Origin of the sequence: Salinibacter pepae (assembly GCF_947077775.1) — a bacterium.
Classification (GTDB): Bacteria; Bacteroidota; Rhodothermia; order Rhodothermales; family Salinibacteraceae; genus Salinibacter; species Salinibacter pepae.
In genome coordinates this window covers 400,133-419,206 of record NZ_CAMTTE010000001.1, presented here as the reverse complement: position 1 = coordinate 419,206, position 19,074 = coordinate 400,133, and the positions used below count along the sequence as shown (strand labels likewise).

General features: G+C 67.7%; 18 protein-coding genes. 11 read left to right on the top strand and 7 right to left on the bottom strand.

Annotation, left to right across the window (positions count from 1 at the left end):
* Nucleotides 1–45: 45 nt before the first annotated feature.
* Together OJA40_RS01840 and OJA40_RS01835 are read right to left on the bottom strand one after the other, a co-directional pair.
* Nucleotides 46–918, bottom strand: a complete 873-nt coding sequence (locus tag OJA40_RS01840) for an esterase/lipase family protein (RefSeq protein ID WP_263808156.1) — start codon at nucleotides 916–918, stop codon at nucleotides 46–48.
* Between the two features lie 79 nt (nucleotides 919–997).
* Nucleotides 998–1,651, bottom strand: a complete 654-nt coding sequence (locus OJA40_RS01835) for a phosphatidate cytidylyltransferase (protein WP_263809852.1) — start codon at nucleotides 1,649–1,651, stop codon at nucleotides 998–1,000.
* 201 nt (nucleotides 1,652–1,852) lie between these two features.
* Here OJA40_RS01835 and OJA40_RS01830 point away from each other — a divergent pair, with 201 nt between their 5' ends.
* The 3 genes from OJA40_RS01830 (at nucleotide 1,853) to OJA40_RS01820 (ending at nucleotide 6,249) form a co-directional block, all read left to right on the top strand.
* Nucleotides 1,853–2,722: a dienelactone hydrolase family protein gene (locus tag OJA40_RS01830; RefSeq protein WP_208425153.1), complete on the top strand. Its 870-nt coding sequence runs from the start codon at nucleotides 1,853–1,855 to the stop codon at nucleotides 2,720–2,722.
* A gap of 90 nt (nucleotides 2,723–2,812) precedes the next feature.
* The gene (gene hemE / locus OJA40_RS01825) at nucleotides 2,813–3,877 is read left to right on the top strand and encodes a uroporphyrinogen decarboxylase (protein WP_208425152.1); all 1,065 of its coding nucleotides are present in this window, start codon (nucleotides 2,813–2,815) and stop codon (nucleotides 3,875–3,877) included.
* Between the two features lie 65 nt (nucleotides 3,878–3,942).
* A complete protein-coding gene (locus OJA40_RS01820) occupies nucleotides 3,943–6,249 on the top strand; it encodes an acyl-CoA dehydrogenase family protein (RefSeq protein WP_208425151.1) in 2,307 nt (768 codons plus the stop codon).
* Nucleotides 6,250–6,294: 45 nt separating this feature from the next.
* Here OJA40_RS01820 and OJA40_RS01815 read toward each other — a convergent pair whose 3' ends face one another.
* From OJA40_RS01815 to OJA40_RS01800, 4 genes are all read right to left on the bottom strand, one after another.
* Nucleotides 6,295–6,564, bottom strand: coding sequence for a hypothetical protein (locus OJA40_RS01815; RefSeq protein WP_208425150.1), 270 nt, complete (start codon nucleotides 6,562–6,564; stop codon nucleotides 6,295–6,297).
* Nucleotides 6,565–6,631: 67 nt separating this feature from the next.
* Nucleotides 6,632–6,979: a hypothetical protein gene (locus OJA40_RS01810; RefSeq protein ID WP_208425149.1), complete on the bottom strand. Its 348-nt coding sequence runs from the start codon at nucleotides 6,977–6,979 to the stop codon at nucleotides 6,632–6,634.
* A 101-nt stretch (nucleotides 6,980–7,080) separates the two neighbouring features.
* Nucleotides 7,081–7,641, bottom strand: a complete 561-nt coding sequence (locus OJA40_RS01805; protein ID WP_208425148.1) for a DUF2911 domain-containing protein — start codon at nucleotides 7,639–7,641, stop codon at nucleotides 7,081–7,083.
* 82 nt (nucleotides 7,642–7,723) lie between these two features.
* Nucleotides 7,724–8,011: an amphi-Trp domain-containing protein gene (locus tag OJA40_RS01800; RefSeq protein ID WP_231847077.1), complete on the bottom strand. Its 288-nt coding sequence runs from the start codon at nucleotides 8,009–8,011 to the stop codon at nucleotides 7,724–7,726.
* 286 nt (nucleotides 8,012–8,297) lie between these two features.
* On the opposite strand from OJA40_RS01800, the gene OJA40_RS01795 reads away from it, so the two are divergent.
* From OJA40_RS01795 to OJA40_RS01765, 7 genes are all read left to right on the top strand, one after another.
* Nucleotides 8,298–8,609, top strand: a complete 312-nt coding sequence (locus OJA40_RS01795) for an MrpF/PhaF family protein (protein WP_208425146.1) — start codon at nucleotides 8,298–8,300, stop codon at nucleotides 8,607–8,609.
* 41 nt (nucleotides 8,610–8,650) lie between these two features.
* Nucleotides 8,651–9,055, top strand: coding sequence for a monovalent cation/H(+) antiporter subunit G (mnhG, locus tag OJA40_RS01790; RefSeq protein WP_208425145.1), 405 nt, complete (start codon nucleotides 8,651–8,653; stop codon nucleotides 9,053–9,055).
* A 65-nt stretch (nucleotides 9,056–9,120) separates the two neighbouring features.
* Nucleotides 9,121–11,505 carry a putative monovalent cation/H+ antiporter subunit A gene (locus OJA40_RS01785; protein WP_208425144.1) on the top strand — a complete coding sequence of 795 codons (2,385 nt, stop codon included), beginning with the start codon at nucleotides 9,121–9,123 and terminating at the stop codon, nucleotides 11,503–11,505.
* Nucleotides 11,502–11,936 carry a Na+/H+ antiporter subunit B gene (locus tag OJA40_RS01780; RefSeq protein WP_208425143.1) on the top strand — a complete coding sequence of 145 codons (435 nt, stop codon included), beginning with the start codon at nucleotides 11,502–11,504 and terminating at the stop codon, nucleotides 11,934–11,936. The genes OJA40_RS01785 and OJA40_RS01780 overlap by 4 nt, the downstream gene beginning before the upstream one ends.
* Nucleotides 11,937–11,981: 45 nt before the next feature.
* Nucleotides 11,982–12,338: an NADH-quinone oxidoreductase subunit K gene (locus OJA40_RS01775; RefSeq protein WP_208425142.1), complete on the top strand. Its 357-nt coding sequence runs from the start codon at nucleotides 11,982–11,984 to the stop codon at nucleotides 12,336–12,338.
* 43 nt (nucleotides 12,339–12,381) lie between these two features.
* Complete coding sequence (locus OJA40_RS01770; protein WP_208425141.1) at nucleotides 12,382–13,950, top strand: Na+/H+ antiporter subunit D; 1,569 nt, start codon at nucleotides 12,382–12,384, stop codon at nucleotides 13,948–13,950.
* Nucleotides 13,877–14,404 carry a Na+/H+ antiporter subunit E gene (locus OJA40_RS01765; protein WP_208425140.1) on the top strand — a complete coding sequence of 176 codons (528 nt, stop codon included), beginning with the start codon at nucleotides 13,877–13,879 and terminating at the stop codon, nucleotides 14,402–14,404. Before OJA40_RS01770 ends, OJA40_RS01765 begins: the two co-directional genes overlap by 74 nt.
* A 57-nt stretch (nucleotides 14,405–14,461) precedes the next feature.
* On the opposite strand, the gene OJA40_RS01760 is transcribed toward OJA40_RS01765, so the two are convergent.
* Complete coding sequence (locus OJA40_RS01760) at nucleotides 14,462–15,247, bottom strand: NAD-dependent epimerase/dehydratase family protein (protein WP_263809851.1); 786 nt, start codon at nucleotides 15,245–15,247, stop codon at nucleotides 14,462–14,464.
* Between the two features lie 307 nt (nucleotides 15,248–15,554).
* On the opposite strand from OJA40_RS01760, the gene OJA40_RS01755 reads away from it, so the two are divergent.
* Nucleotides 15,555–19,073 carry a methylmalonyl-CoA mutase family protein gene (locus tag OJA40_RS01755; protein WP_208425138.1) on the top strand — a complete coding sequence of 1,173 codons (3,519 nt, stop codon included), beginning with the start codon at nucleotides 15,555–15,557 and terminating at the stop codon, nucleotides 19,071–19,073.
* Nucleotide 19,074: the final 1 nt, after the last annotated feature.

Below are 19,074 nucleotides of genomic sequence, written 5' to 3'. Positions count from 1 at the left end.
AGAAAGGTGCAGAAGAGCGTCACTGGGAGGGGGGGCGCCCCTCCTCTACCACCCGTCGTCGGCTAAATTCTGGACGATGGCGGTGTAGAAGGCGTTCGAGTCGAAGTCGGCGGCGAGGCCTGACGAGAGGCCCACCTGCCGGGCGTGATCGGCGTCGACGGTGCCCTGGTAGTCGCCCCAGCGGGCGCTCTCGACGCTCACGATGCCGTCGTTTTCCCCTTCTTCCTCGTACAGGTAGCGGTTGAGGTAGCGGAAGATGGGGGCAATGGGAATGGCGGTTCCTTTGCCGGCCCGGCAGCCGTAGGACCAGTAGTCGACGTCCGGGTGATTGGGGACCTCGGGATTGAACGTGTTTTCCATGTGTTCGGGCGTCAGCTCCGTGAGGGCCTGTCGGAGGTTCGCCGACCCGTCCTCCAGAATGTGGGTCCCCACCCAGTCGGCCATGTCCGCGAGCCAGTCGCGCACCAGCTCGGGCTGGTCGAGCACGAGGGAGGCCACGGAGGAGCCGCGGTGGGGGGTGGCGACCGTCACGAGGACGTCGACCACCTCGTGCCAGCCCAGGGCCGAGATCAGGTAGCGGGCATCGAGGCCGCCCATCGAGTGGGCGATGAGCAGCAGGCGGTCGGCGTCGGTCTCGTCGAGGACGCGCCGCAGGCGGTCGTTCCAGGTGGCGGTCCGGGCGCGGACGGTGTTGTAGGGGGAGACGTTGGGCGCCACCGCCCGCACGCCCCGCGACCGCAGGTGGAGGGCCTCCTTGTGCAGGTGCCCGCCCCGCCGGAAGGAGGCCCCCACGCCGAAGCCGTGCATGAGCACGACCGGGGTCTGGAGCGGAATCAGCTCGGGCTGGGGAAAGGGCTCCAGGCCGGTAAGGCGCCGCAGGGCGGAGGCCGGAATCGTGGGGTCCGGGTCGTCGGGCATGGGGGAGGGCGATGCTCGGAAAAGCCGCTGCCTGGATGGTACCCGAACCGAACCGGGCGGGTTCATGGGCCCGACGGGCCTACAGCGAGAGCACGGGGAGGAGCGAAACGGAACGGCCCAGGACGAGCGCCTCGCCAACGACCACCGTCGCCGCCGCCGCCACGGGCACGCGGATGTTGTCGTTGACGGGCAGCGGGAGGGCCTCAATGCCGGCCCCCACCAGCACGCCGCCGGCGGCCGGGCCGAGGGCGACGGAGGAGAAGAAGGCCATCACGCCCAGGCCCGTGACGACGAACGCGGTGGTGCCCTCCACGGTCGCCGAGAGGGCCCCCCACGTGTGGCGGCCCCACCGGCGGCCCACCAATGCGGCGGCGGCGTCCGCCAGCATGGCCATCGCCAGCACCGGCACCGCGATCCGGAGGGGGAACAGCGCCACCATTGCGGCGGCGCCCACCAGCACGCACGTGGCCCCGTTGAACTGGACCCCCGTCCTCGGTGCGGGCAGCTCCTCCGCCCGCATCAGGGCCCCGAAGATCCCCCGGATGATTGCGTTGAGGGACGTCGAATAGGCCCGGGCCACGTCGGCGGCCCCGGCCACGAGCGCGGCCGGAGCCAGGAGATATAGTGCCGTGGGCATTCCGACCGCCCACGCCCCAAACGGAATGGAGAGGGCGAGAAGGTGGAGGGCCTTCCGGCCAACTTCGCCGGTGTACGAGAGGGAGGAGGCGGACACGAGACCGCGAAGGTAAGGCGTAGGAATCCGTTCGTCCCCCGAACCTTCCGGGTCGGCAATGGTTCAGACATCACCTGGTTTTGAGCCCCTGCAGACGACCCGCGGTGGCGGTGGGGGGCCGGCCCGAAGCCGACGCACCTCCTGGACTGCCCGCGGGCCTCCGCCCGCCCTCCTCCCCTTCCCCAAAACGCCCCTCTGTCCATGCGCGTCGCTGGTTTCGTCCTTATCCTGTGTACGCTCCCCCTGCTCGCCGGCTGTGGCTCCGACAGCGGCTCCGAGGCCGAGCGCATGGCGGAGGAGCACGAGGGCGACACGCCCACGGCCACCGAGGCCGCCCAGGCCCCCAAGATTCCGGTGGAAGGGCGTACGGTCACCTACGGGCAACAGAACGGGACGGCCCGGACCGGGTATCTGGCCGCGCCCGCCGACGTGGACTCGGTGCGGTCGGCGCGCGGGGGCGACGCCCTCCCCGGCATCGTGGTGATTCACGAGTGGTGGGGCCTGAACGACAACGTGCGGGCCGCGACGCGACGACTGGCCGGCGAGGGGTACCGCGCCCTGGCGGTGGACCTGTACGGCGACGCCGTGGCCGAAACGCCAGACTCCGCACAGGCATTGATGGGGCGAGCGATGAAGGAGCCGTCGCGGCTTGTCGAGAACGTACGGGACGGGCGGGCCCACCTGTCCTCGGAGGCCGACGCGCCCCGGACCGCCCTGCTGGGGTGGTGCTTCGGCGGGGGCATGACATACCGAACCCTGGCGGACGAGGCGTCCGCCTTCGACGCGGCCGTGGCCTACTACGGCACCCCGGAGCCCCTCTCCGGGGAGGCCCTGCAGGCGCTGGAGACGCCGATCCTCGCCCACTTCGGCACGCAGGACCAGGCCGTCCCGATCGACGCGGCCCGGAAATTTCGGGACCGGATGGAAGGCGCCGGGACATCGCTCGCGTACCACGAGTACGACGCCGGCCACGCCTTCGCGAACCCGTCGGGGGAGAGCTACGAGCGGGCGGCCGCCGAGCGGGCCTGGACGCGCACGACCGACTTTCTCCAGACGCACCTCACCCGGTAGGCGTTCTCGGGGCCCGCCGGGCACGTCGGGAGCGGCACCGGGCCGATCTGCTCAATACCTGTTCATTCCGTTGGACCCACAGTCGCGTATATGGCCTCCTTTCCGCCCCTCGACAACGACCGCCTTCTCCGCACCGCCCGCGGGGAGCCCACCGACTGCACGCCCGTGTGGATGATGCGGCAGGCCGGCCGGTACCTGCCCGAGTACCAGGCGGTCCGGAAGGAGCACAGTTTTTTTGAGGTGGTGGAGACGCCCGAACTCGCGGCGGAGGTGACCATCCAGCCGGTGGAGCGCTTTGCCCTCGACGCGGCGATTCTCTTCTGCGACATCATGGTGGTGCCGGAAGCGATGGGGCTCACGGTCAAGATGGTGTCGGGACAAGGGCCGACCTTCCCCAAGCCCCTCACGACGCCCGACGAGATGGAGCGCCTCGTGGAGCCGGACGTGGAGTCGGCCCTCGGTCACGTGTTCGAGGCCCTGACGGTGACGCGGCACAAATTGGCCGGACGGGTGCCGCTGATTGGCTTCTCGGGGGCGCCGTGGACCCTCATGGCGTACATGGTGGAGGGGGGCGGCAGCAAGTCCTACCGGGCCGCCCGGCGCTGGCTCTACCGCCACCCCGACGCCAGCAAGGCCCTGCTCCAACGCACGACGGATGTGATCGTCGAGTACCTGATTCGGCAGGTGGACGCCGGGGCGCAGGTGCTTCAGGTGTTTGACTCGTGGGCGGGCCTCCACACCCCCGAGAATTTCCGCACGTTCTGCCTGCCGTACCTCGCCGAGATCGCCACGCGGGTGAAGGCGGCGCATCCCGACGTGCCGCTAGTCATCTTTGCGAAGGGGGCCCACTACGCCCTCGACGCGCTGGCGGACACGGACTACGACGTGATCAGCCTGGACTCCACGATGGACCCAGACGCCGCCCGCGATACGGTCGGGGACCGGGCCGTCCTGCAGGGCAACCTCGACCCCTGCGCGCTGTATGCCCCGCCCGACGTTCTGCGGCGCGAGGTGCAGCACATGCTGGCGGGCTTCGGGCCGCACCATCACATTGGCAATCTGGGGCACGGCATGCTGCCGGACCACGATCCCGAGCACGCCCGCGCCTTCGTCGACGCCGTCCACGAACACTCCCGGCGCATGCGGACCGTTTGACGACGGGCGGGGTGAGGTCGGGATCGCGCCGCTCACGTTCCGTTTCACGTACCCACTCTGCTGCCATGCTCGATACCGACTCACCACGGGTCCGCGCCGTCCTGCCACTGCTGTACGTGGCCTGGGCCGACGGGGTGCTCACGCCGTCGGAGGCGGAGACGATCCGGAGCCACCTTCGCACGCAGGCGTGGCTCGATGCCTCCACCCGTGAGGCGATTTGCGACCACCTCGACCCCCAGTCGCCCCCCACGCCCACACAGTACTTCCGGTGGATTCGCACGCTGCGGGACGGGGCCGGGGATGCGGCAGTGACGACCCGGTCCTCCCTCGCGGAGCTCGGAATGGCCCTCGCGAACGTGGGCGGGGACGGCACGGCGCTGCCGGAGGCCTCCCGACGGGCCCTGGAAGACATCGAGGCGGCCCTTGACATTGACGGGGAGGAGGTCGTGCGCGACCTTCTCGGGGAGCGGCCCGAGCCGTCGCCCGTGGAGCCGGAGGCGCCCTTCGACACGGACGCCATGCGGCGCCTCCTCGACGGCCCCCACGCGGAGCTGCGCGAGGACATCCGCACCCTGCTTCAGGATCCGGTGTTCGAGTACCAAGACGGCCTGGGCACGGAGGGCTACCGGGAGCAGGTCCTTCACTGGTGCGAGCACCTGGCCGACCAGGGGCTCGGGGCGCTGGCCTATCCCGACGCGTACGGCGGGGGGGGCGACATGGAAAAGTTCATCGTCGCCTTCGAGACGCTCGCCTACCACGACCTGAGCCTGGTCGTCAAGTTTGGCGTGCAGTTTGGCCTGTTCGGGGGCAGCATTCATCACCTCGGTACGGAGCGGCATCACGAGGAGTACCTGGACCGGGTGGGCACCCTCGACCTGCCCGGCTGCTTCGCCATGTCGGAGTGGGGGCACGGCTCGAACGTACGGGAGCTGGAGACGACGGCCCGCTACGACCCCACGACCGAAGAGTTTGTGATCAACACGCCGCACGACGGCGCCCGGAAGGAGTGGATCGGCAACGCCGCGGCGCACGGGCAGGTGGCGACCGTCTTCGCGCAGCTCCGGACCGACGGGGAAGAGCACGGGGTCCACGCCTTCCTCGTCCCCATACGGGCCGACGACGGGACCCCGAAGCCGCGCGTCCGGATCGAGGACTGTGGCGAAAAGGTCGGCCTCAACGGCGTCGACAACGGGCGCCTCTGGTTCGACCAGGTGCGCATCCCGCGGGCGAACCTGCTCGACCGGTACGCCCAGGTCGCCCCGGACGGCACCTACGACAGTCCAATTCCCAGTTCCGGGAAGCGCTTCTTCACCATGCTGAGCACCCTGATCGGGGGGCGCATCAGCGTGGCGCGGGCGGGGCTGAGCGCGGCGAAGTCGGGCCTTACGATTGCCGTCCGCTACGGCAACCGGCGCCGCCAGTTTGGGCCGAAGGACGAACCGGAGGTGCCTCTGCTCGACTATCGCACCCACAAGCGGCGGCTTCTCCCGCGCCTGGCCACGACCTACGCCCTCCACGTTGCGCTCGACGACCTTACGGCGCGGTTTGCGCGGACCGGGCGCGGCGAGTCGCTGGAGGCCATTGAGGCGGAGGCCAACGCGCTGAAGGCGTACGCCACGTGGCACACCAGCGCCACCCTCCAGGAAGCGCGCGAGGCGTGCGGCGGCCAGGGCTACCGGGCCGACACCCGCATCGGGCGCCTCCGGGCCGATACGGACGTCTTCACGACATTCGAGGGCGATAATACCGTGCTCATGCTGCAGGTGGCCAAGGGGCTGCTCTCGGACTTCCAGCGGGAATTTCGGGACATGAACGTGTGGGGGATGGCGCGCTTCGTGGCCGACGAGGTGGCCACGCAGGTGCAGGAGCTCAACCCGGTCGTCACGCGCAAGACCGACGATGAGCACCTGCGGGCCCTCACCTTTCAGCAGAGCGCGCTCACGTACCGGGCCGAGAAACAGCTTCAGAACGTCGGCCGGCGCCTCCAGCGCCGCATCGACGATGGGATGGAGCCGTTCGATGCGTTCGTGGACGTGCAGGATCACCTCGTGCAGTGCGCCCGGGCGGACGCCGAACGGATGATCCTGGAGCGCTTCGCGGATGCGGTCGAGGACGTCGAGGACGCGGCCCTCCGCGGTACGCTCACGACGCTCCGTCGCCTGTTTGCACTGTCCCGCATCGAGGCTGATCTGGACTGGTTTCTGGAGGCCGGTTACGTGAGCGGGTCCAAGGCAAAGGCCATCCGGGGCGCCGTGAACGACCTCTGCGATGAGGTGCGTCCCCAGGCGGAGGCCCTCGTCAATGCGTTCGGCATCCCGGACGCCCTGCTGGGCGCCCCGATTGCGACGAAGCCGGGGCCCGGCCCGAAATGACGCACGGACATGATCCGTCCCCACGCGGTCGACGGGCCGTCGGCCTCAGAGCAGTAGCCCCCACGCGACGGCCATTCCCACGCAGCCCCCAAGGAGCAGGAGGTCTCCGGGGCGCGTCCACGTCTCCCGTTTGTACACCCCGTAGAGGGCCGCGGGCCAGCATACGAGGACGAGGAGGCCGAGCCACCCGGTCTTTTCGTGCCACGGCGGGCCCGTGGCCTCGGAGAGGTGAACCTGCGTGAGCGTCTCGCCACAGACGGGGCAGTAGTCGTCCGACGGCTCACGGCGGGCACCACAGGAAGGGCAGCGCTCCATGAGGCAATGGGGGCAACTCGTAAAACGCGACCTGACGGAGGGCGGCCCTGCCGGCAGGACTGCACGGTTAGCTGAAGGTCTGCTCCCGCTGCTCCATGGCCTGGCGGGCATTTCTCTGGAGCCACCGCCCGAGCTGCATGGCGTGCTCGGGCGTCATGACGAGGGACGCCTGCACCTCGCGCGTCAGTTCCCCGCGTGTGACCTGCTCGCTGCGCTCGCTGAGGTCGACCTGGCCGGTCTCGTCGATCTGGTGACTCACGTGGTGGGGAATGCTGCTGCGCTCCACGTACAGGTTGGCCACCACGGAGGCGCCGTCCGGGGCCGGGCCGCCGTGTGCCCCCGTCGCGGCGATGGTGGGGACCGTGTCGGCGTCTTCGTAGACGAACGTGATTTCGTCGTGAGCGTCGTCGGGCATGGGGCGAACCGGTCGGGTGGAGCAGGTCGGGTGGAGCAGGTCGGGTGGAGCAGGTCGGGTGGAGCAAGTCGTGCGGGGTCGGAATGAGGGGGCGGGGCGCGTCAGTTCTCGGCGACCTGAATCTCGAACGGTACGCGTGCCTCGGCCCAGTAGAGGACACACGTGCCGGAGGTGTTGGTAACCTCCTCGAACACGAACGTCATCATCTCGTGCTGAGGGGCGGATCCGGACGTTACGTCCACCCGTAGGGCATCCTCGTTCTGGTTGTACTGCGTGCCCCACTGGTTCGCCACGTTGTTGAAGATGATTGTCCAAGAGTCGGGGCCCGGAATGGTGTAGAGCGAGTAGGTCCCGGCGGGCAGCGGTTTGCCCTCGACGGTGACATCCGACGAGACAGCGATCGTCGTGGCCTCGTTCGCGCCGGTGCGCCAGACCTCACCGTACGGCACCAGTTCGCCGAAAATGGTCCGGTCGTTTGCCTGTGGCCGGCCGTATGTGAGGCGGACTTCGGTGGTGCCGATGGTCTGAGAGACTGCCGCGTTGGGGCTGGTGCGGGGCTCCTCGTTGCCCCGTTCCTGGGCGGTCGCCGGGGCGGTTGCCGTGAGGCCGAGAAGGCCGACAGAGAAGAGAAGGGGGAGCAGGCGAGAGAACGGGAGGGACACGGGGTGCGTGGGGCGTCGTTAAGAGAATGTCGGACGTTGAGGGACCGGAGCGGCCTCGCCGGCCCTACTCGCAATTAGACGGCTACTCCGTGTCCAGGGACCCGGGGCCCGCGATGCTTCCGTCCCGGGTCTCGTACCATTCAATCTCCAGCTCGAGGCTGATCTCGGAGGAATCCCGGTCGTTCGATTCGCGTTCGAGTTCCACTTCGAATTCCACGTGGTCGGGAACCCGGACGGTCGTGGACTGCTCGTCGGACGAAAAGTCGAGCTCTCCGGAGTCGTCCAGCTCGTCGGCAATGGTGCGGAGGTAGGTGGCCACGTCCGCACGCGACAGGTTTCGCTCGAATTCGTAAAGCGTATCGTCGGGCATTGTTGGGCGAGGTGTTCGGGAAAGACTGTGATGCGGATGCCACCGTACGTACACGAGCCCGGGGCGTCCGTTCATCCTTCATGGATGAAAAATTGGGGCGGTCGAGTGGGGGCTCGCGGTGGCGCCGGGCCCGCGGAACCATGAGGTCTCGGTGAATGAGATGAGACTTCACGAGCCAGCACTTACTCTGAAAACTGTAAAATTACAGGGGCGCTCCTATCGCCACCGCGCATGAGCGCAATGGGGCGCGGCGTCGTCGTCATCTGCAAGAGTTGGGCCCGGTGTTATGGTAGAGCTTAGCGGCGCTCCGGCCTGGTTTGCGTCCGCCTGTCTAATCGCGATTGCCCTCTCGCTCGTGATGACGGTGGTTCGTCTGCTGCGAGGCCCGGCCCTGCCAGACCGGGTGGTCTCGTTGGACCTCATCGCCTACCAGGCCGTCGCGTTCATGCTCGTGTACGCTGTTCTCGAGGGGCAACCTGCCTTTCTGGACGTGTCGCTGGTACTGGCCCTGGTGGCCTTCCTCGGGACGGTCGCGTTTGCCCGGTATATTGAGTACTTCTCGGTTGCGGAGGACACGCCGGCTCAGAAGTCAGAATAACACGTCGGGCCGGTCCCGCCCCCCAATATTCAAATTCTGCCATGCTCGCCCAGCAGATTGTTGGCATTTTTCTGATGACCACGGGCACCCTGTTCGTGTTTGTCGCCGGGCTCGGGGTGCTGCGGCTGCCGGACGTCTACATGCGGCTCCATGCCTCCACCAAGGCCGGGACCTTGGGCGTAGCGCTGAACGCGGCCGGCCTCGTGGTCTTTCATCCGGACCTCGGCATCTTCACGCGCGCTTTCGCCCTGGTGCTGTTCTTGCTCCTCACGGCCCCGGTGGCCGCCCACATGATCGGGCGGGCCTCCTATTTTGCCCGGGAGGAACTGGGGGTTTCCATCTGGGACGGAACAGTCGTGGACCGCATGCTGGACCACCGGGGGGAGGCGCTGTTCTCAACCGGTGCCCCGGAGGACGGGGCTGACGCCTCGGGCTCCCCGTCTTGAGCGCTGGGAACCGCGCCTCAGAGGGGCTCTGATCGCCTCGTTTTTTCGGTCGACCGCCACGCATCATGGCAATTCTGTTTGCCGTCTTCTCGGGCTTTGTGCTCGCCCTCGCCTCTCCCTGGCTGACACCGCTTACAGGGCGGGCCACGGGGTGGGTCTACGGGCTGCTGCCGGCCGCCATCACGGGGACGCTGGCGACCCTCGTGGGGCGCGTGGCGGCGGGGGAGACGCTCCGGGTGTCCTACGCCTGGGTGCCGGGACTGAACGTCAACCTGTCGTTTTACGTCGATGGGCTGAGCCTCTTTTTCGCGCTCCTCATCACCGGCATCGGGACCCTGATCTTTGTCTATGCCGGGGGCTACCTGAAGGGGCACCACCATCTGGGCCGCTTCTTTAGCTACCTGTCGATGTTTATGGCCGCCATGGTGGGGCTGGTGTTGGCGGACAACCTGATCACGTTCTACATTTTCTTCGAGCTGACGAGCTTCGCCTCGTTCGTCCTGATCGGCTTCAACCACGACGAGGCGCCCTCGCGGCGGGCGGCCTGGCAGGCGCTGCTGGTCACCAAGGCCGGCGGGCTCGCGCTGCTCGTCGGGTTCATCCTCATGCAGCAGGCGACGGGCACCTTTCAGATCTCCGCCATCCTAGAGTCCGGCGACGTGATTCGCCAGCACAGCTTCTACCTGCCCATTGTCCTGCTGGTGCTGGCCGGGGCGTTCACGAAGTCGGCCCAGTTTCCCTTCTACTTCTGGCTCCCCAACGCGATGGAGGCGCCCACGCCGGTAAGCGCCTACCTCCACTCCGCGACGATGGTGAAGGCCGGCATCTACGTGATGGCCCGCTTCCACCCCGTGCTGTCGGGGACCGACCTCTGGATGTGGGTCGTGGGCGGGATCGGGGCCCTGACGATGGTCCTCAGCGCCTGGCTCGCCCTGCAGTACACCGACATGAAGGCGATCCTGGCCTACACCACCATCATGGCCCTCGGGCTCCTGACGATGCTGCTGGGGCTGGGGACCGAGGTCGCCGTGGAGGCCTGCATGGTCTTTGTTCTGGTGCATGCCTTCTACAAGGCGGCCCTCTTCATGGTGGCGGGGGCAATCGACCACGAGGTGCACGTCCGCGACATTACGAAACTGCGCGGCCTGTGGACCCGGATGCCCGTGACCGGGGCGGCGGCCGCCCTGGCCGCCCTGTCGATGGCCGGCATTCCGCCGTTCTTCGGGTTCGTGGGGAAGGAGTTGATCTACAAAGCGGCGACCCACTTTGACCCGGCCGCGGTGGCGGTTACGGTGGCCTCGGTGCTGGCGAACGTGGCGCTGGTTGCGTCCGCCGGCCTGCTGGTGATTCGGCCGTTCTCCGGCGAGGTGAACGACGTGACGGAGCATGCCCACCGGCCCGCCGCCGGGCTCTGGTTCGGGCCGGTCGTCCTGGCGGTCTTCAGTGTGGGGCTCGGCCTGGCGCCGTGGCTGCTCGACGCTGCGGTCCTCGGCCCGTCGGCCGGGGCGGTGCTGGGCGCCTCCATTGCGCCGCACCTCGCCCTCTGGCACGGCGTCACGCTCGAACTGGGGCTTAGCGCCGTGACCGTCGCGGCGGGCGTGGGAACGTACCTGGCCTGGACCGGCCTCCGCACCAACGTGGCGTTCCAGCAGTTTGAGCGCTGGCTCGGGACGGGCCTCGACCACGGGTACGACAATGTCGTCGACGGGCTCCTGAGCGTGGGGCGGTGGCAGACAAATGTGCTGCAGAGCGGGGTTCTGCGCCGCTACCTCACGATTGTCTTGGGGACGACCATCGCGCTCGTGGGGGGCGCTTTCTACCACTACGGGTTCTTCGGCGGGCCGATTTCGGTGGCCGGGGTGGCGGGCCACGAGTGGGTGCTGGCGATCCTGTCGGTGGTCGGGGCGTTCGGGACCCTCTTCTTCCGGTCGCGCATCGGCCTCATCACGTCGCTCGGCGTCTCCGGCTTCAGCATTGCCCTGCTCTTTCTGGCCTTCGGCGCGCCGGACCTGGCCAAGACCCAGTTCCTCATCGAGACGCTGACGGTCATCCTCGTCGTGCTCATCCTGACCGCCGTTTCGGACGTGAAGGAGACGCTCACGATGGGGCAGAAGGTCACGAACGGCGCCGTGGCGGCCGGGATGGGGGTCGTCGTGTCGGGGCTGATCCTGGCCGTCCTCAAGCTGCCCTTCGAGAACCCGATGGGGGACTACTACGCGCAGAACACGTACGTCGAGGGGGAGGGGCATAACATCGTCAACACCATCCTGGTCGACTTCCGGGCCCTGGACACGCTCGGGGAGATCACGGTGCTGCTGGTCGCGGGCTTCGGCATCTACGCCCTTCTGCGCATGGGAACGGCGCCGGACCCCAACGCCGAGGAGAATCCCCCTCCCGAGGACGCATCCGCGCCGATCGAACAGGCTGAACAGACCCAACAGGTACCGTGAGGTTTTCCGTCATTTTGCGCACCGCGGCGCGCCTCCTCGTGCCGCTGATCCTTCTGTTTTCGATCTTTCTGCTCCTTCGCGGGCACAACGAGACCGGCGGGGGCTTCATCGGGGGGCTCGTGGCTGGCATTTCGTTTTCCCTCTATGCGATTGCCTACGGGACGGCGGCCTCCCGCAAGTCCCTGCGGGCCACGCCCCCGCGGCTGATGGCCGTGGGGCTGGGCATTGCGGTGCTGAGCGGGGTGCTCCCGCTGTTCATGGGCGGGGCCCTGCTCGAAGGGCTGTGGGTGAAGTGGCCGTTGAAGGTCGGCACCCCCGTGCTCTTCGACGTGGGGGTCTATCTACTGGTGATCGGCTTGACCCTCATGATCGTCTACGAGCTGGAGGAGCACAATCCGGGGCTCTTTCCGCAGTCGGCCGCCTCCGAGTAGGCGCGCCGAGCGACTGGTTCTCTCACAAGCCACACGCGGCTTTCGATGGAAACCCTCCTTGCCCTCGTCACCGGCGCGATGGTCGCCATCAGCGTCTACCTGCTGCTGCAGCGCGACCTGGTGCGAAAGATTATCGGCGTGGTCGTCCTCTCGAACGGCATTCACCTGCTGATCTTCGCGATGGGGCGGGTGACGCGGGCCGCGTCGCCGCTCATTCCGGCCGGCGAGAAGTACCCGCCCGAGGTCATTGCGAATCCGCTCTCCCAGGCCCTCATCCTGACGGCCATCGTGATCGGGTTTGGGCTGCTGGCCTTTTCGCTCGTGCTCGTCTACCGGCTGCACGAGTCCAGCGGGTCGGCCGACGCCGACTCCATCATTGAGGCGACCCTCGGCGACCGATAGCGCCTGCGACCCCTTCTGCCTGTTGAACTGACCGCTCTGGTTCATGTCCGCCCATCTTCTGATCATCCTGCCGCTGATCATCCCGTTCGTGGCGGCGGTGGCGGCGCTCTTGTTTGCCCGATGGCCCACGGTGCAGAAGGGCATCAACATCGTCAGCATGGGGGGCATCCTGGCGGCGTCGCTGGGGCTCCTGTCCCGGATCACGGAGCAGGGCATTCAGGTCACGACGATTGGGGACTGGCCCGTGCCGTTCGGGATCGTGTTTGTGGTGGACCACCTGAGCGTGGTCATGCTCATCGTGTCCGCCATCATTGGCCTGGCCGTGGCCGTCTACGCGGTGCCGGACGTCGACGAGACGCGGGTGCGATTTGGGTTCTACCCGTTCTTCAACCTGCTCATGATCGGCATCAACGGGGCCTTTCTAACGGGGGACCTCTTCAACCTCTACGTGTGGTTCGAGGTCATGCTGATCTCCTCGTTCGTGCTGATCGTGCTGGGCAACACGGACGAGCAGCTCGCCGGGGCGGTCAAGTACGTCGTGATCAACCTGGTGTCGTCGCTCCTCTTCCTGTCCGGCGTGGGGCTGGTGTACGGGATGACGGGCACGCTCAACATGGCCGAGCTTTCGCTGGCCCTGTCCGAGGTCGGCCAGCCGGGGCTGGTGACGGTGGTGGCGATGCTGTTCCTGATCTCCTTCGGCATCAAGGCGGCGCTCTTTCCGCTCTTCTTCTGGCTGCCGGCCTCCTACCACACGCCGCCCGCGTCGGTCTCGGCCTTCTTCGCGGGCCTGCTGACCAAGGTGGGCGTGTACGCGCTCTTTCGGGTCTTCACGCTGCTCTTCACCCAGGACGTGGGCTACACCCATACGCTTCTGCTGTGGGGGGCGGGGCTCACGATGGTGACGGGCGTGCTCGGGGCCGCCGTGCAAAACGACTTCCGGCGCGTGCTCTCCTTCCACATCGTCAGCCAGATCGGCTACATGATCATGGGGCTCGCGCTGTACACGCCGCTGGCCATCCTCGGCGGGGTGTTCTACATCGTCCACCACATCATCGTGAAGGCGAACCTGTTCCTCGTCAGTGGGGTGGCGAAGCGCCTGCGGGGCTCCTTTAGCCTCAAGTCGCTCGACGGCCTCTACGCGTATCATCCCTGGCTGGCGGCCCTCTTCATCATCCCGGCGTTCTCGCTGGCCGGCTTCCCGCCGCTCTCCGGCTTTTGGGCAAAACTGATCCTGACGATCGCGGGCATTGAGACGGGGGCCTACTGGATTGTGGCGGTGGCCGTCGCCGTGGGGCTCTTTACGATGTTCTCGATGACGAAGATCTGGGTGAAGGCCTTTCTTCCGGGGGGCGGGGGCGACCTGGCGGACGCGGTGTCGTCGATGGGCTTGGGCACGCGCGTCATGTACGTGCCGATTGCCGGGCTTGCGGCCCTCACAATCATGATTAGTGTCTTTGCCGGGCCGGTGTACGACCTCGCCGAGCGCTCGGCGGACGAGCTCTACAATTCCTCTGAATACGTCGAAGCGGTGCTCAACCATGAAAAATCTGCTGCTGACGCTGGTCCTCGCCCTGGTGTGGACGGCCGTACAGGGCGCGTTCACGCTCGCTAACTTTGCGCTCGGCTTCGTCCTCGCCTACGGGGTGCTTCGGCTGTTGCGGCCCCTGCTCGGGGAGGCCAGCTACGACCAGCGCATCTGGCACAAGGCGTCCCTGGCGGGCTTCTTCGTGAAGGAGCTCATCAACTCGAGCGTCCGGGTGGCCTGGGAGACGATCACACCGGGCTATCACATGCGGGCGGGCATCCTCGCCGTGCCGCTGTCCGTGCGGTCGGACCTGGGGATCACGCTCTTCGCAAACCTCATCTCGCTGACGCCGGGCACGCTGAGCCTCGACGTGTCGGAGGACCGGGAGTACCTCTACATCCACACCATGTACATCGACCAGGGGGAGGAGGAAGACATCCTCCACCTGAAGCGCACGCTGGAGCGGCGCATCATTCTCGCGCTCGGTGCGGAGTCGACGGAGACGCCGCCGCCGATCTCCGACGCAGCGCCCGCCCCGTAGCGGCTGCGGGGATCGGACTGTGTGCTGGGGCGCCATTCCGGGGGGCGACTAAAGACGCTACGAGGCCCGCCACCGGCGGAGGAGCCAGGCCCCCAGAGCGGTGCCGCCCAGGCCCACCACCAGGGGCGTGAGGGAGGGCGTGGATGCGGCGTTTGGGTCGACGAGCCCGCTCGTGCGCCCGATGTCGTCGATCTGGGGCACCGTGAGGGTGCCCTCCACCGTGGGGGTCACGGCGGCCTGGACGGCGGCCGCCGCCACGAACTCAACGGGCAGCGGCCGGCCCTCGGCCGTGGCGTACGGGTGGGGCCGCATGCCCTGGGCCTGATGGAGGACGGCGGCGAGCGTCGGCGTGCCCGTCTTGCGGGCTCCGTAGACGAGATTGGGGCGGAGCGTCACGGTCCGGAGCGAAGGGTGGTCTTCGCGAAGGGCCCGCTCGGCCCGGCGCTTGGCCGACAGGAACGCGTAGGGAACGAGGGGCGGCTTGTCGCGCACCGACAGAAAGACAATGGCGTCGACGTCGGCCGCGACCGCCGCCTCGGCCGCACGGAGCGCCGACTCCGCGTTCACGCGGTCGAACGTGACGCTGCGATCGGGGTGCTCGCGGAGGGTGGCGATGGTGTGGACCACCGCGTCGGCGCCGTCGAGCAGGTCCTGCCAGGTGTCCGGGGCGAACACGTCGGCCGCGCGCCACTCCACGTCCTGAACCCAAGGGTGCCGGGCGGGAGTGAGGGCGGGCCGGCCGGTGCGCCCGAAGGCGGCCACCTCGTGCCCGTTTTGCACGGCGACGCGGCAGATTGCGGTGCCGATGAACCCATTGCCGCCGGGAACGACGAGTTTGGCCACGGGACGACGAGAGACTTGGTCGAGATAGGAGATGCGATGCGAGACGCGTCGGACGACGTCTCGTTGCACGGACGACGCAGGGGCGAAGGGGTTCCCGGAGACGGGGATCCACGGCTGAGAACGAGGGGGCACGGATCTCGCCTGTGCATTCGACTCGTGATTGGGAGACGGCGCACGGATGCGGGTGCTTCGCGGAACGGGGAAGATGTGTGCAACGTGTCTTTGCCTTGCCCGTAGTCCCTTACGGAAGCGCTTCCTGGCCCCCTCATCCCCTTCCTCGGATTTCGCTCACAACGCCTTTGTCCCCATGGACGTCGACCGCTATCAGCCCACCCATCCGGTTCGGTTCGTCACCGCCACGAGTCTGTTCGACGGGCACGACGCGGCGATCAACATCATGCGCCGCATCCTGCAGCAGACGGGCGCGGAGGTGATCCACCTCGGCCACAACCGCTCGGTGCAGGAGATCGTGGACACGGCCATCGAGGAAGACGCGCAGGGCATTGCCGTGTCGAGCTACCAGGGGGGGCACATGGAGTACTTCAAGTACATGCACGACCTGCTTGAGGAGCGGGGCGCGGGGCACGTGCGCGTGTACGGCGGCGGCGGAGGGGTCATCGTGGCCGAGGAGAAAGAAGAGCTGGAGGACTACGGCATCGCCCACATCTACTCGCCGGACGAGGGGATGGACATGGGGCTTCAGGGGATGATCAACGACATGGTGGAGGCGTGCGACTTCCCGGTCGTGGACGCCGAGTTTCACGTGCCGGACGACGTCCCGATGCGGGACCCGCGAACCGTGGCCCGCAACCTGACCCGCGTGGAGGCGCCGGAGCCGGAGCGGGCGGCGGTGGTCGTAGGGGCGTCGGGGGAGGAGGACGACAGGGAGGCGTCCCCGGCGGAGGGGGAGCCTCGGGGAGACGGCCACACGGAATCGCTGAGCGCGGACGATCTGAGCGTGGGGGGCGCGCAGGCGCCGACGCTGGGCATTACCGGGACTGGGGGCGCTGGGAAGTCGACGCTGACCGACGAGCTCGTGCGGCGGTTTCTGAACGACCACGAGGACCTGGAGCTGGCCGTCCTGTCGGTGGACCCGACGCGGCGACGCACCGGCGGGGCGCTGCTGGGCGACCGCATCCGCATGAACGCAATCTACGGGACGAACGCGGACCGGGTCTACATGCGGTCCTTCGCGACGCGGGCGGCGAACCGCACCACCACGGAGGCCCTGAAGGAGGCGATCGGGGTGTGCCAGGCGGCAGACTTCGACCTGATTCTCGTGGAGACGGCGGGAATTGGGCAGAGCGACACGGAGATCGTGGACCTCACGAACCTGACGCTCTACGTGATGACCCACGACTTCGGCGCGCCGACGCAGCTGGAGAAGATCGGCATGCTGGACCTCGCCGACTTCGTGGCGATCAACAAGTTTGAGAAGCGGGGGTCGGAGGACGCCCTGCGCGACGTGCGGAAGCAGGTGCAGCGCAACCGGATGCGGTTCGATGAGGACCCCGAGGCGATGCCGGTCTACCCGACGATGGCCTCGCGCTTCGGGGACCCCGGGGTTACGCGCCTCTACCTCGGCCTGCTCGACCGCCTGAACGCAAGCTTCGACTTCGAGCGCGAGTCGGGCACGTACGACGCGGACGAGGTGCCCGAGCCGGACCCGTCCGAGGTGGCCATCATCCCGCCGGACCGGCAGCGCTACCTCGGCGAGATTGCGGAAACCTGCGACGCGTACCACGACTGGGTGGAGCGGCAGGTGGCGTACGCCCGGAAGTGGGGGGAGGCGAAGGGCGCGCGCCAGCAGGTGGACGACTGGGCGCCGGAGGACCAGGACCAGATTGCCGGCCGGCTCGACGAGATGGAGGCCCACTGGTGGGACAAGCTCGACAAGCGGTGCAAGGAGATCCTGAAGAACTGGGACGACCTGGCCGACGAGTACCGGCAGGACGAGTTCACCTACACGGTGCGGGGCCGCGACTTTACGGTGCCGCTCTACCGCGAGAGCCTGAGCGGCACCCAAATCCCGCGCGTCGCCCTGCCGCAGACCGACGCCCCGGGGGAGCGGCTGGAGTTTGCCCTCACCGAGAACCTGCCCGGCTACTTCCCCTTCACGGCGGGCGTCTTTCCGTTCAAGCGGGAGGGGGAGATGCCGACCCGTCAGTTTGCGGGCGAAGGGTCGCCCGAGCGCACGAACCGCCGCTTCCACCTCGTCTCGCAGGGGGACGAGGCGAACCGCCTCTCCACGGCCTTCGACAGCGTGACCCTCTACGGCCGCGACCCCGCCGAGCGCCCCGACATCTACGGCAAGGTCGGCAACGCCGGGGTGTCCATCTGCACGCTCGACGACATGAAGAAGCTCTTCTCGGGCTTCGACCTGTGCGACCGCAAGACGAGCGTGTCGATGACCATCAACGGCCCGGCGCCGATGCTGATGGCCATGTTCTTCAACGCGGCCATCGACCAGCAGGTGGAGAAGCACCTGCGCGAGGAGGGCCGGTGGGAGGAAGTAGAGGCGGCGATCGACGACCACCTGGGCGACGACCGCCCCGAGTACGTGCCGTACGGGCCGGACGGCCGGGAGGACGAGCTGCCGGAAACCCACGACGGCAGTGGGCTGGGCCTGCTCGGCACCAGCGGCGAAGAGCTCGTGGAGTGGGGCGTGCTCGACCGCGAGACGTACGAGGAGATCAAGGCCGACACCCTCCACACGGTCCGGGGCACGGTGCAGGCCGACATCCTGAAGGAGGACCAGGCCCAGAACACCTGCATCTTCTCCACGGACTTCGCCCTCCGGCTGATGGGCGACATCCAGCAGTACTTCATCGACTGGGACGTCCGCAACTACTACTCCGTCTCCATCTCCGGCTACCACATCGCCGAGGCCGGCGCCAACCCGATCACGCAGCTGGCCTTTACCCTGGCCAACGGCTTCACGTACGTGGAGTACTACCTGAGCCGCGGGATGGACATCGACGATTTTGCCCAAAACCTCTCGTTCTTCTTCTCGAACGGGATGGACCCGGAGTACAGCGTCATCGGGCGGGTGGCGCGGCGCATCTGGGCGGTGGCGATGAAGGAGCTCTACGGCGCCAACGAGCGCAGCCAGAAGCTCAAGTACCACATCCAGACCTCCGGCCGCAGCCTGCACGCGGAGGAGATTCAGTTCAACGACATCCGCACCACGCTGCAGGCGCTCATGGCCGTCTACGACAACTGCAACTCGCTCCACACCAACGCCTACGACGAGGCCATCACGACGCCGACGGAGGAGAGCGTGCGGCGCGCCATCGCGATCCAGCTCATCATCAACAAGGAGCTGGGCATGACGAAAAACGAAAACCCGCTCCAGGGGTCGTACATCATCGAGGAGCTGACGGACCTGGTGGAGGAGGCGGTGCTGCACGAGTTCGAGCGCCTGAACAACCGCGGCGGCGTGCTCGGGGCAATGGAGTCGATGTACCAGCGCGGCAAGATCCAGCAGGAGTCGATGAAGCTGGAGGAGTCGAAGCACTCCGGCGACCGCCCGGTGGTGGGCGTCAACACCTTCCTGCGCGACGAGGACGACGACGCGTCGGGGACCGAAGAGGTCGACCTCATGCGCTCGTCCGACGACGAGAAGCAGCACCAGCTCCATAACCTGAAGGCGTTTCAGGAGCGCTACGCCGACAAGAACGAGGCGGCCCTCGCGGCACTCAAGGCGGCGGCCCGCGAAGACGAAAACACGTTCGAGGTGCTGATGGAGGCGGTCAAGTACTGCTCCCTCGGGCAGATCACCGAGGCGCTCTTCGAGGTCGGCGGCGAGTACCGGCGGAATATGTAGG